The organism is Bacillus sp. FSL K6-3431, assembly GCF_038002605.1.
In the GTDB taxonomy this organism is placed as follows: Bacteria; Bacillota; Bacilli; order Bacillales; family Bacillaceae_C; genus Lederbergia.
Window position 1 is genome coordinate 1,329,999 of record NZ_JBBOCT010000001.1, and the last position, 13,465, is coordinate 1,343,463.

13 protein-coding genes are annotated in these 13,465 nt (G+C 35.4%); 4 read left to right on the forward strand and 9 right to left on the reverse strand.

Annotated elements, in window-relative coordinates; translation table 11 throughout:
* Nucleotides 1-40: 40 nt before the first annotated feature.
* Nucleotides 41-259, reverse strand: coding sequence for a hypothetical protein (locus tag MHB53_RS06700; protein ID WP_340916471.1), 219 nt, complete (start codon nt 257-259; stop codon nt 41-43).
* Nucleotides 260-940: 681 nt separating this feature from the next.
* Here MHB53_RS06700 and MHB53_RS06705 point away from each other — a divergent pair.
* The gene (locus MHB53_RS06705) at nt 941-1,408 is read left to right on the forward strand and encodes a YkyB family protein (RefSeq protein ID WP_340916473.1); all 468 of its coding nucleotides are present in this window, start codon (nt 941-943) and stop codon (nt 1,406-1,408) included.
* A gap of 94 nt (nt 1,409-1,502) precedes the next feature.
* Here MHB53_RS06705 and MHB53_RS06710 read toward each other — a convergent pair whose 3' ends face one another.
* From MHB53_RS06710 to MHB53_RS06730, 5 genes are all read right to left on the reverse strand, one after another.
* Nucleotides 1,503-2,414: a chemotaxis protein gene (locus tag MHB53_RS06710; protein ID WP_340916475.1), complete on the reverse strand. Its 912-nt coding sequence runs from the start codon at nt 2,412-2,414 to the stop codon at nt 1,503-1,505.
* A gap of 16 nt (nt 2,415-2,430) precedes the next feature.
* Nucleotides 2,431-3,294, reverse strand: a complete 864-nt coding sequence (locus MHB53_RS06715; protein ID WP_340916477.1) for an NAD(P)-dependent oxidoreductase — start codon at nt 3,292-3,294, stop codon at nt 2,431-2,433.
* Nucleotides 3,295-3,541: 247 nt separating this feature from the next.
* The gene (ptsP, locus tag MHB53_RS06720) at nt 3,542-5,260 is read right to left on the reverse strand and encodes a phosphoenolpyruvate--protein phosphotransferase (protein ID WP_340916479.1); all 1,719 of its coding nucleotides are present in this window, start codon (nt 5,258-5,260) and stop codon (nt 3,542-3,544) included.
* Nucleotides 5,260-5,526 (reverse strand): phosphocarrier protein HPr, encoded by a 267-nt coding sequence (locus tag MHB53_RS06725; protein ID WP_340916480.1) that lies wholly within the window; start codon nt 5,524-5,526, stop codon nt 5,260-5,262. The genes ptsP and MHB53_RS06725 overlap by 1 nt, the downstream gene beginning before the upstream one ends.
* 374 nt (nt 5,527-5,900) lie before the next feature.
* Nucleotides 5,901-6,095 (reverse strand): hypothetical protein, encoded by a 195-nt coding sequence (locus MHB53_RS06730; RefSeq protein WP_340916482.1) that lies wholly within the window; start codon nt 6,093-6,095, stop codon nt 5,901-5,903.
* A 349-nt stretch (nt 6,096-6,444) separates the two neighbouring features.
* Here MHB53_RS06730 and MHB53_RS06735 point away from each other — a divergent pair, with 349 nt between their 5' ends.
* Both MHB53_RS06735 and MHB53_RS06740 read left to right on the forward strand, forming a co-directional pair.
* Nucleotides 6,445-6,636, forward strand: coding sequence for a YkvS family protein (locus MHB53_RS06735; protein ID WP_340916483.1), 192 nt, complete (start codon nt 6,445-6,447; stop codon nt 6,634-6,636).
* Between the two features lie 261 nt (nt 6,637-6,897).
* On the forward strand, nt 6,898-7,509 hold the full coding sequence (locus tag MHB53_RS06740; RefSeq protein WP_340916484.1) for a CPBP family intramembrane glutamic endopeptidase: 612 nt from the start codon (nt 6,898-6,900) through the stop codon (nt 7,507-7,509).
* A gap of 51 nt (nt 7,510-7,560) precedes the next feature.
* Here MHB53_RS06740 and MHB53_RS06745 read toward each other — a convergent pair whose 3' ends face one another.
* Complete coding sequence (locus MHB53_RS06745; protein WP_340916486.1) at nt 7,561-8,598, reverse strand: YkvI family membrane protein; 1,038 nt, start codon at nt 8,596-8,598, stop codon at nt 7,561-7,563.
* 200 nt (nt 8,599-8,798) lie between these two features.
* Between MHB53_RS06745 and MHB53_RS06750 the strand changes: the two genes are divergently transcribed.
* Entirely contained in the window at nt 8,799-10,961 is a 2,163-nt protein-coding gene (locus MHB53_RS06750) for an ATP-dependent Clp protease ATP-binding subunit (RefSeq protein ID WP_340916487.1), read from the forward strand.
* Nucleotides 10,962-11,085: 124 nt separating this feature from the next.
* On the opposite strand, the gene MHB53_RS06755 is transcribed toward MHB53_RS06750, so the two are convergent.
* A complete protein-coding gene (locus MHB53_RS06755; protein WP_340916488.1) occupies nt 11,086-12,783 on the reverse strand; it encodes a M3 family oligoendopeptidase in 1,698 nt (565 codons plus the stop codon).
* A gap of 120 nt (nt 12,784-12,903) precedes the next feature.
* Nucleotides 12,904-13,341, reverse strand: coding sequence for a MarR family winged helix-turn-helix transcriptional regulator (locus MHB53_RS06760; protein ID WP_445661406.1), 438 nt, complete (start codon nt 13,339-13,341; stop codon nt 12,904-12,906).
* Nucleotides 13,342-13,465 lie beyond the last annotated feature (124 nt).

A 13,465-nucleotide genomic window follows, 5' to 3' on the forward strand; every position in this document is an offset into this window, starting at 1 on the left:
TTAGGTCCTTAGGAAGATAGAAATAATGATAACTATATATTTACTCTTCTTTCATATTCAATAATGATTCATTTAGAGAAGTTAATGAACGAACAATCGTCTTTTTACGATTATATCCTTTCACATTAACAGATATATCATCTAAAGTCGCAAACACTTGACCCCACGCTCCAAAGGTTTTAAATCCATACACATACACCTTAACCATGCCAAACTTGGAAGGAAGATAGATGATTTCTAAATTATAATTCCCTTGCATCGCTACATCTCCTTTTTGTAAAAATCCATCCGGTATGAAAAATTACTATCATAAAAAAGTTTAATCGCGAAGGCTTAATTGACTGTATTTTCTTCTGAGTTATATATAGTAAATATACACTGCTAACAACTGTTTTACAAGAACTGTAACTACGGAGATAAATAACAACTTTTATCTGTTTACTGAAAGAAGCCCCTCTTCAATCTTCTGAAAGGCGTACCTCAACGATAAGGAGGAGATGAATTTCAGCTAGGCGTTTGGCTAAGTTAAACCTCCCTCTACTGTCAGCAGATCTGTCTAGATAATCACGAACGCTTAATCGGTTGGCGTTCTCTTCTGTATAACTCAATCCTTTAAGGGCATAGACCTGGTCTGCTGGGAGTAGAAGACTCTACATAAAGCAAGGTACTACCAAAAACAGAAGCCTACATGTGAAGGGATAAGACTACTAACCTTAGGAACTGGGGAAATCCTAATAGTTAGTGGAATCACTGGCGTTCACACAGACCGTAAGATCATTTGTGGTGGAAGCTCAATACATTATTCTATCATTTATACACTTATATTAAATAGACATATGTTCCTTACATATAAGAAATCTGATCACCTTTCCAAATATTGTTTCCAATGCTATAATATTAATAATTCAATTATTAACTTTATTTAGAAAGGTGTCTTATCATGAATTCACGAACGATAAATAACCATGCTCATGATCCTACAATAGCTAACCTCTCGCAAGCTATATTTGCTGTAAACCGCCACGCTAAAACTGCACCTGATCCAAAGTTTCTTTATGGTTTAAAAAAAGCTGCACTTACCAAAATGATAGTAGAAAAAAAGGCGTTAAAAACTGGGTTGCATTTTTCTAGAAATCCCAAATATAGCCAACAACAATCAGATGTGATTGTAGAATGTGGAGATTATACATTCCATATTCCTCCAACCAAAGAGGACTTTGCAAATTTGCCCCATCTAGGTCATCTTGATCACCAATACCGAAATCCCAAATCCCGTATGTCCCTAAATATGGCGAAAAAGATTCTTCAAGACTACACTGGAATCAAAGAAAAGGAAAATAATAATAATCGCCCTCCTAAGCCTCAAAAACCAGTCTTCAAAAAATTAGGAGAAAGTTTTTTAAACTAGTACAAACCCGAATTTCCTGATTTACTGGAAATTCGGGTTTGTTTTAATCTGGTAATACAAGCGAACAGCGATATTAACGTGCAATCTCACTTTTTCACATTATATGTTGGTCTATTTTTAATACAAGTTCATTTATTTCTGGTTTTGAAATTTGTTCAATCGCTCCTACAACATCCCCTTTATGGCGTAGATCTTCTGTGATAAGTGAGGAAAATATGATAACTGGTAATTTCGATAAATTAGGATTTTCTTTGATTTTTTTCGTAAAGTAATGCCCATCCATTTTAGGCATTTCGATATCTGTTATAACTAGATGTACCTCGTCATATACATTTGTCCCATTTTCACTAAATGATTGTAAGTATTCTAACGCATCTTCACCATTTTCAAAAAACTCCACGTATTCATAGCCTGCGGCAGATAACGTTTCTTGTAATAGTTTTCTTAATAGAGGTGAGTCCTCCGCAGCAACGATACGTTTTAAAGATCGTTCACGAACTCCTAAACTTTTAATTTTATCAACGTGGATCCCTGAATCAGGGTTTATATCAACAACGATTTTTTCAAAGTCCACGAGTAAAATCATCTCAATATCACGTTTAATAACCCCAATGATGTGGGAACTGTCAACAGAATATAGATTAGCAGGTTTTTCAATCTGCTTCCATGAAATCCTATGTATTTGCGTAACATGATGAACTTGAAAAACTACTTTTTGCTTATTAAACTCCGCGACAATAAACTTTTCATTTGCGATATCTTTATTAGCAGCAGGGTTAATTTTTAGAGCTTTTTCCATACTGATTACCGGTAGAACTTCCCCTCTAAGTTGTATGATACCCAAAACATTTGGATGAGCATGCGGAATCGGAGTAAGTGGTAAAGGCTGAATTATTTCTCTGACCTTTAGTACATTAATCCCAAACTTATTACTATTTATTTCGAATTCGATTATTTCTAGCTCATTCGTACCACTTTCCAATAATATTCCAGCATCATTGGTCATTTATTAATCTTCCTCTCTACTTCCAATACTTAATTAGTGCTTGTGTGCCACTATCTCCCTCACCGTCTGCTACAAGTGAATCATACATTTCTTTTGCTAACTTTAGACCCGGAAGCTTTAATTCCATATTTTCTGCCTCATCTAGGGCAATTCCCATGTCTTTGACAAAATGTTTAATAAAAAAACCGGGGCTATAATCTTCCATCAAGACGCGCGGTATTAAATTTGTCATAGACCAGCTTCCAGCTGCACCTTGGCTAATAGACTTCAATACATGATCAGGGTTTAATCCTGATTGCTTTGCGTAAATGATAGCTTCCGTTACACCAATCATTGTTGAAGCAATTGCGATTTGATTACACATTTTTGTATGTTGACCTGCTCCCGCCTCTCCTTGATACACAATGTTTCCACCTATTCTCTGGAAAACTGGATATAAATCCTCAAAAGCATCTTTGTCTCCACCTACCATGATAGAAAGGGTTCCGTTCTTCGCTCCAATGTCTCCACCTGAAACAGGTGCATCCAATGCCTTAAAACCATGATGCTTCGCAGTCTCATCGATTTTCTTCGCCAAGGTTGGGGTTGATGTGGTCATATCAACAGTGATTGACTCTTTATTAACCCCTTCAATTATTCCCTCTTTTCCAAAATACACTTCTTCTACATCTTGAGGATAACCAACCATTGTAATTATTATTTCGGCAGATTCTGCAATTTCTTTAGGAGTTTCCTTCCAAATCGCTCCTTCTTTAAGAATATCTTCTGCTTTACTCTTTGTTCGACTATAAATGTACACATGGTGACCTGCTGATAATAAATTCCGTACGATCCCCTTACCCATGACACCTAGACCGATAAAACCAATTGATTTTTTCATTTTATTCAACCCTTTCCATATTTCGTAACCTTTTCTATTTACAGAAGATATAATTAACTCAAATTTATTATATCATTATCATATGAATTTTTAATTTTAAATACAAAAAATGCCGCTAGACCTATAGTCTAGCGGCAAAAAAGGGGGAAAATGAGAATGAAATGACTACGAATAGTCATGTCAATCATGATTACTATTCTATACCACCTTTTACTAATTTATACTCCTAGATAAAATTACAATTTCATTACATATTTATTACTTGTTTTACTAAGTCAACTACCTCTTCAGTAGAACCTTTTTGAAGTGCTTCTTCTGCTAATTGGCTCATCTGATTGGAATCTAATTGCTTAATTTGACTTCTTGCTTTAAGAATGGATGATGCACTCATTGAAAATTCGTCTAGACCGAGACCTAAAAGAAGCGGAATGGCCATTTCATCGCCAGCCATTTCTCCACACATACCAGCCCATTTTCCTTCATTATGAGCCGCATCAATAACCATTTTTACCAATCTTAAAATAGCTGGATTATACGGCTGATAGAGATATGATACACGCTCATTCATTCTATCTGCAGCCATTGTATATTGGATTAAATCGTTTGTACCAATGCTAAAGAAATCGACTTCTTTAGCAAATTGATCAGCTAAAACCGCAGTTGAAGGAATTTCAACCATAATACCAACTTCGATATTTCCTGAGACACTAACGCCATCACTTTGAAGTTTTTCTTGTTCTTCTAATAATATCGCTTTTGCTGAACGAAACTCATCTAGCGTTGCGATCATTGGAAACATAATTTTCAAGTTACCAAATGTGCTTGCTCGAAGAAGTGCACGTAACTGCGTCCGGAAAATTTCTTGTTCCTCAAAGCACAAACGGATAGCGCGTAAACCAAGGAATGGATTCATCTCTTCCGGCAATTGTAAATATGGAAGATTTTTATCCCCTCCAATATCCAATGTACGAACGACTACCGCCTTACCATCCATGCTTTCTAAAACCTTTTTATAAGCTTCGAACTGTTCTTCTTCTGTTGGTAGTTGGTCTCTTTCCATATAAAGAAATTCTGTTCTATATAATCCAACTGCTTCTCCGCCATTATGGAGTACGCCTTCAACATCATTAGGTGTTCCTATATTTGCAGCAAGCTCAACTTGTTTACCATCTTTAGTAAAAGTTAGTTCATTTTTAAGCAAAGCCCATTCAGCTTTTTGCTGCTCTATTTTTTCAGCATCTTTTTTATACTGACTTACGATTTCAGGAGTTGGATTAATATGTACATCACCATTCACTCCATCAACAATAATCAGGTCACCGTTTTGAATAGTTCCCGTCGCATTATTAGATCCCACTACCGCAGGGATTTCCATGGAGCGAGCCATAATAGCGGAATGGGATGTGCGTCCACCTATATCAGTCGTGAATCCTTGTACAAACTCTTTATTAAGTTGTGCAGTATCCGATGGAGTTAAGTCCTCAGCCACAATAATAACTTTTTCAGCAATTGCACCCGGATTTGGAATCTCTACTCCAAGCAAATGTGCTAGCACTCTTTTGGTTACGTCTTTGATATCTGCAGCACGCTCTCTCATATACTCATTATCCATTTGTTCAAACATGGTAATAAACATATCTGTTATTTCTTTCAAAGCGAATTCTGCATTTACTAAATCCGTTTTAATTTTATCTTCAATTGAGGATAAAAGTTCTGGATCACTTAATACAAGTATATGTGCATCAAAGATCGCCGCCTTGTCCTCGCCTAGATCTTTTGCAGCATTATCGCGAATGACTTGAAGCTCGCTTTTTGCTCCTTCTACACTTAAATGAAAACGAGCAATTTCTACAGATGTGTCAGTTATAGAAGTTTTTTTCACGGAGAGGTCCGGTTCCACCATACGATATGCTTTCCCGATAGCAATCCCGTGTGATGCAGCAATACCTTTTAAGATTGTTGACATTATTCAGCAAGACCTTCTTTTGTAAATAATTCTTGAATGCTCGCCAATGCTTCTTCTTCATCGTTACCATCTGCAGATATGGTAATAATAGCCCCTTTACCAATACCGAGTGACATAACACCCATAATAGACTTCAGGTTTACTTTCTTGTCTTTATATTCTAACTGAATGTCTGAAGAGAATCTGCTTGCAGTCTGAACTAGCAACGTTGCAGGTCTTGCATGAATCCCCGTATCAGCAGTTACTGTAAATTGTTTTTCCGTCATAGTAATCGTCTCCTTTTTTTATCTGAGATAAAATATTAATCTCTCCATTATAAAAGTAGCTAATTTTATCAGTTTCGTCAATCAAAGTGCAACAAAAACAAGTTAAATAATTTTCGACAACTATTTTTAACTCATTATTACCCTTTATTAATAAATTTTACCACGAAATCATTAATTTATATTTGTTGTTTGGTTACCGTTTATCAATTCTGCCTCGTCGGAATTACGTCCAGATTCTATCGAGCTCGCTCGATAAACTTCCTCTGAAAATCTGTGACATCTGCCGGAGGCTTTCACTTCATTCAGCCGGAGTTTGCACTCCACTGATTCATCCCTCTTATACAAGTGGGGGACTTGACTTCTGCTGAATGAAGTTAAACTCTTGGTGAATCAAGATACTCGTAAAAAATATTTCCACCTTGTCTGGCAATTCCATGAAAATACTTATAATCTTCTTGTTCGACTAGCACTTGACGAAACGTCAAAAAATCTTCTTTTTTTATTTCAATATGACCTATTTCTTTTGAACGTAACTGGTCAATAATTTCTCTCGCTATTTCAAGTTCCATCCTTTTTATCACCTCATAATTATATAACATATATCTGCTAATCCCTAGGATATTCTATATGAATGATATGGTCTTTGTCTAATGATTAAAGTTATGTTGCACTTTACTGAGAAATAGTGCAAACTATTAAGAAAAGTGAAGGCACTTTGGTCATCCTAAAAACCGCATTCTACGAGCTGGTTATTGGATATTAGCGAGTATTATCATTATTATATAAGGATAGCTATCCGCTATTCGACCTGTGTCTGACCTTATCGCATTAATGCTAAACGGAGAATTATTACTTCAACATTACATCTCTAAAAAACTTATACTTTCTGATGATTAAAAGAGCAAAGGGGAGATTGTTTTGAAAATTGCAGAACTGGGAAATGTAATTGAATTTAAAGAAGGTTTAACTGGTGTTGTCGAGAAAGTAAACGAAAATTCAGTCATTGTTAACCTGACGTACATGGATAATTTCCATGAACTAGAATTAGAAGAGAAAACGGTTGTTAATCATAAAAATTATAAAATAATTAAAGAATCATTGAATGTTTAAAAAGGCAGGCTTCCGCTTGCTTTTTCTCTTATTACTCTTGAACACTGTAAGTATAGCATATGCGTCGTGCTTGCGTCGCATCACAAATCCCGACATCCACACATGGACCGAAGTTCCAACTATTACTAGGCTATTTAGCAACCACTTGTTATTCTAGTTTAAGGGAAGAACACTTATGTACGTTTAAGGCTAGAATGTATGTCTTAGAATCCGTTGTGTTTTTATGTGCGACTTGGTTATCCAATTAGAAAGGAAACGACTATGAAAAAAAGTTTTACAGATATTAAATTATTAGGCGGTTTTATCTTAGCCTACTTACTCATCTACATAGCTTTTGATAGTAAGGGAGTATTTTGGTATTTATATACCGCCGCAATGTTATTTTTAATAAGCATTTCTATCATTAGTGAAAAAATCGAAGACAAAGCGTCACCTAAAGAATATTTTATTTTCGGCATATCATCTGGAATTGCTTTATACATCTTATTTTATGTGGGCGACAGCATGTTAACATTACTACCGGGTTCTTTCGATAAACAAATTGCTAAAATATACACAGTCTTTTCATTTGAGTGGATGTGGCATTACCTCGTATTATTTTTAATCATCATTCCCGGCGAAGAAATTTTCTGGAGAGGATTTGTTCAAAAAAGATTAATGAGATATATGAACTTCAAAGTTGCCGTATTCATTGCCGCGACATTAAATGCCGCCGTTTTTGCTTTTTCCGGTTATCCCCTTCTTATGATTGCAGCGTTTATTAGTGCCATTGTTTGGGGAAGCCTTTATGTTTGGAAAAGAAGCATGCCACTACTCATTATTTCTCATCTAATATTTGATCTACTACTATTAATTATTATACCTTTGGCATAATAAACGGAAAATGCAGCCTGATTCCTTTTTGAATTAGAAGCTGCATCTTTTTTATGCTTTTTTCGTGGGCTTTAACGCTAAAATGAATAAAAATATGAGACTTACATATCCAAACAGTGGATATAAAAGTTGGAGTAAAAATCCATAATCAACTAAGCCAATAACATATACTACAAGAAGTATTCCACCATAAATTAATAAACTATTAATTCGAAGATACTTACGAATTTGTCGTTCAATTCCATACATATTTCCGATCACAGATGTAAATATTTCACCATAAATGACCGCAACATATAATAGATAGAGACTACTTGCAGCATGTTTAACAACGACGGCCATAGGGATATCAAATGTTGTAAAGTTTGGGAGCGTCAATAATGTAATATGACTTGTTATTAACACAAAGGTAAGTAAGAAACCACCAATTATTCCACCGAGTCTCACCGTAGCTTTGTCGTTCATTTCTACTGCAATCGGCACGAGCACTGCTTGAGCTAATGCAAGGTTTAATGCAGCATAGGAAAATGCAGAGATGATCGTGTGTATCGGTGTTGGTGTTGTGGGTACTGAGAAAAAGGTTTCAAGATATCCAGTTGTCGGAACAGATTTAAGCATTAATATAAATGAGAATAATATTAGTGCCGGTACGACAAAAGAATTAACTGCAAATAAACCTTTTGCCCCTACTGCCATTACTATTATGGCTAGGATGCCTGTTAAAATCGCTCCAGTAGATTTTGAATAACCTAGTTGTTCCGTAAATAATGCATCTGCACCTGCCATCATCACAGCGCATATGCCTAAAAGCATTAGCAATGTAAATATATTCATTACACCGGATATTTTTTTACCATATAAGTATTTATTAAATTCCTCAAATGAAGTTGCTTGAATTTCAATTGCTTTCGTCATTATTTTCGATCCAAGGAAAATAAATAAATAACCAGCAAGTAATATAGCCAAAAAGCCATGAAAGCCAAAACGCGTAAAAAACGCCACAATTTCTTTTCCAGTTGCAAAGCCTGCGCCAATTACTGTTCCGACATATACAGCGGCTATTTGGAAAGCCCCTGTCCATTTTTTCAAGCCACCTCCACCTTTCAATATATCCCTCTCTCATTACATCCTATGTACATGCCCTGAATAAAATCCAAAAAGTAAGCAAAACAATTGAAAGTCAAAATAGGTCAGTGTATAATAAAGGCATGATCAATATTGGTCAATGTTTTTTTGTAACTTTGGTCAAAATTGATCAAGTCAATACTTATATGGAGGATTGATTTTATATGATGTGTTCAAAATGCAAACATAACGAAGCTAATATTCAATTACATTTAAATATGAATGGTAATGAACAAACGATACCTTTATGTTCTTCTTGCTTCGCGGAAGAAAAGAAAAAATTCGAGGCTCCTATGACTGGTTCCCCTCTTGGAGGTTTTAATAGTTTTTCCGATATGTTTAATCAATTGGGTGATAACAACTCACGTCCCGAAGATTTCGCTAAGCAAAAGGCAGAAGATCCGAATAAACAAAATGGGATTCTTGATCAGTTTGGAAGAAACTTAAATAATGCTGCTAAAGCTGGTTTAGTTGACCCTGTTATTGGCCGAGATGATGAAGTAAATAGAATGATTGAAATTTTAAATCGTCGCAATAAAAATAATCCCGTATTAATTGGTGAACCCGGGGTAGGTAAAACAGCAATAGCAGAAGGATTAGCTGGGAAAATTATCGCTGGAGATGTACCAGCTAAATTAAAAAATAAGCAAGTCTATTTGTTAGACGTTGCTTCACTCGTTACAAATACCGGGATACGTGGTCAGTTCGAAGAGCGAATGAAGCAATTAATTTCAGAATTGCAGGAACGGAAAAACATTCTACTCTTTATCGATGAAATTCATCTACTTGTTGGAGCTGGGTCTGCCGAAGGATCAATGGATGCAGGTAATATATTAAAACCCGCATTAGCTAGAGGCGAACTACAAGTGATTGGTGCTACAACATTAAAAGAATATCGTAAAATTGAAAAAGATGCCGCATTAGAAAGACGTTTTCAGCCTATCCAAGTTGATGAACCAACTCTGGAAAAGTCAGTAGAAATACTATTAGGCCTAAAAGATAAATATGAAGCTTTCCATCAAGTCTCTTACAGCAAGGAAGTTTTAAAAGCTTGCGTTGAACTATCGGACCGCTACATTCAAGATCGTCATCTTCCAGATAAAGCAATTGATCTTATGGATGAGGCAGGGTCTAAGTTAAACTTAACATTGAAAGAAACGGATAAAGAAGCTATTCAACAACGTTTAGTTGAACTAGAAAAGGAAAAAGAAAAAGTATTATCAACTGAAAACTATGAAATAGCAGCTAAACTTCGAGATGAGGAAAACGAACTAGTGCAGTCGTTAAAGGAAGAGACATCAAATAGTCGCATTGCCGTAGAGGTTGAACATATACATGCTATTCTAGAGGGTAAAACGGGTATTCCAGTTGGTAAGCTTCAGAGCGATGAACAGAAAAAAATGCAATATATCGAAGCAAATTTAGCCACAAGAGTAATTGGCCAAGACGAAGCGGTGAATAGAGTCGCTAAGGCAATTAGACGTAGTAGAGCTGGATTAAAAACAAAAAAACGGCCGATTGGATCATTCCTATTTGTAGGACCTACAGGTGTCGGTAAAACAGAATTAGCAAAAACTTTAGCCGAGGAATTATTTGGATCCGAATCTGCATTCATTCGACTCGATATGAGTGAATATATGGAAAAACATAGTGTCTCCAAATTAATTGGTTCTCCCCCTGGATATATTGGACATGATGAAGCAGGCCAATTAACTGAGCGGGTTCGCCGGAACCCATATAGCATTCTTCTTCTTGATGAAATTGAAAAAGCACATCCTGATGTGCAACATATGTTTCTACAAATTCTTGAAGACGGCCGCCTGACAGATAGTCAAGGCAGAACAGTAAGCTTTACAGATACTGTAATTATCATGACGAGTAATGCTGGAACAGGTAAAAAAGATATTCAAGTTGGATTCGGGAAAAGCAATGCAATAAAAGAAACAGATATCCTTGCTTCTTTAGGTTTATTTTTCAAACCTGAGTTTCTAAACCGCTTTGACAATATTATCGAATTCAATAAACTTGAACAAGAACAACTATTATCAATCGTTGAACTACTTGTAAACGAGCTGAAAGAAACGGTTACAGAGCTTGGGCTAAAACTCGAAATATCTAAAGAAGTGAAGGCGAAACTAGTCGAGCTTGGATATCATCCTGAATTCGGCGCCCGTCCTCTTCGCAGAGTAATTCAGGAAAAGTTGGAAGATCAGATCGCCGATTATATTTTAGATCATCCTGAAGAGAAAGAACTGAATGCAGTCCTACACGATGATAATATTGCAATTATCACTGTTAAACCGGTACAGTCTTTCGTACAAGTATAATAAAAAGAGATTGCCTATATTCAAAAAGGCAATCTCTTTTTATTTATTGGTATGATTTATTAGAGATGCCATTTTCTAACAAAAGTTTTCACCTTTTTACTGTCAGCCCAAACACTTTTCTTCATTACATTTTTTTATCATCAACACTATTTAACCAAGTTTGAATACTAGAGATAATAGACTTTACGCAACCATCTTCAAATGGAGAAATAAGATTCGCCTCTTTTACGAGATTTGTAAATGAAAGACTACCACCTAGCTTACAAAGTTTTACATAATCTTTCCATGCCTCTTCTTGATCTTCTTGTGACTTTTTCCAAAACTGGAATGCACAAATTTGCGCAAGTGTGTAATCAATATAATAAAAAGGAGAATTATAGATATGTGCTTGCCTCTGCCAAAATCCGCCTGCTTCTAAGTATTGATTTCCGTCATAATTTCGATGTGGCATATACTTTTTCTCTAAATCTCTCCATACCTGCTTTCTTTCTACCGGGCTCAGATCGGGATTTTCATAAATGATATGTTGAAATTCATCGACTGCAACACCATATGGCAAAAAGAGAAGCGCCCCACTCAAATGAGTAAACTTATACTTATCTGTGTCTTCTTTGAAAAATAAGTCCATCCATGGCCAAGTGAAAAATTCCATACTCATAGAATGAATTTCACATGCTTCGTATGTTGGCCAAATATACTCTGGTATTTCAAATTGTCTACTAGAGTAGACTTGAAATGCATGCCCAGCTTCATGTGTCAATACATCAATATCTCCCGAAGTACCATTGAAATTTGAAAAAATAAAAGGAGACTCATAGTTTTCTATATAAGTGCAATAACCTCCCCCAGCCTTTCCCTTATTAGCAACCAGATCTAACAGTTCCTTCTCGGTCATAAAATCAAAGAAAGTTCCTGTTTCTTCAGACAATTCATGGTACATCTTTGATCCATTTTCAATTATCCATTCTGGTGTTCCTTTTGGAACGGCATTTCCAGAAGTAAATTGAAATCCCTCATCATAATATTTCATTGATTCTACTTCGATCCGCTCACTTTGACGCGCATATAAGCTTGTCGCAAGTGGGACGATATATTCTTTTACTTGATCGCGAAACTTTTTAACCATTGAAGCATCGTAATCCGTCCTGGTCATACGGTAATATGCCAGTTCTACAAAATTACTAAAACCAAGTGAAGTCGCAATTTCTGTACGAACATCAACCAATTGATCATAAATTCTATCAAATTTTTCATTATTTTCATTAAAAAAGGCAAACTTTGCTTCATTTGCTTGCTTCCTCATACCCCTATCTTGTGATTCCACAAATGGTTGTAATTGGGAAAGTGTTCTTTCCTCTCCTTCAAACAAAATTTTAGCTGATGCAACTAATTTGGTGTATTCAGATGAAAGCTTATTTTCTTGTTGAAGCAATGGGATTATACTCGGGGTAAATGTTTTCAATTCAGCTTCAGCTAATTCAAATAATTGTTTCCCCCATTTAGCTTCTAGTGACAAGCGAAATGGCGAATGGACAAGTGCTTGATAATACTGTGATACTAATCCATCTACTTCAGGCGCAATCTCATCAAGATAGTCATTTTCTTGTTCATAAAATTCATCTGTTGTATCAACGGTATGTCTTATATAACCGAGATTAAACATCGTTGCGATATCATTGCGAATGTGATTAATTTTCTCCATCGCTTTGCTTTGTTCTTCCACATTCTTTGCCTGCTTAAATTGTTCAAGTGAATCCGCAAATGAAATTTTCACCTCTTTAAGATCTGGTCGAATATACGTATATTCTTTAAACTTTTTCATCTAGCACCTCTTAATCTTTATATTTGGCTAATTAATAAGGTATTGTTAATCGAGTACATTATGCCTCATTCATTAAAAACGGTGGTATCTAATGAATAAATTCATAATTCGGCTGACATTTTACAATTTCTTTATTGATAATCCTATTTTTTTCAAAAGCTCTATTGAGTGATTTTTTTCATCTTGATCTAATGCCGAAATTAAGTTATGTATACGCATAGCATGTTGAGGAAAGAAATCTTCAATAAACTTTTTTCCTTCATCTGTGATTTCAGCAAATATTATACGGCGATCAACCGGACTTCCTACTCTTTTAACTAAATTTTTCTGTTCAAGTTTATCGACAACATACGTAATACTACCGCTTGTAAGCAAAATTTTCTCACCTATTTGCTGTAATGGCTGTTTTCCTTTATGAAATAATAATTCCATCACAGCAAATTCAGTTGGATTTAATCCTGAATGCTGAATATGAATATTTACCGATTCATTCAATGATCTATATGCTCGTGAAAGAACGATAAATAACTTCAATGAAGATTCTATATCTTTGTCCACTCTATCAATTCCTTTTTTTGTACTAATTGCATCTCCATTTTACCAAATATTTATCATCATAGTATATAAATAAGAAAAACCGCAGTTTGTCACGACATTTAAATTTTGCCATGATAAACTGCGG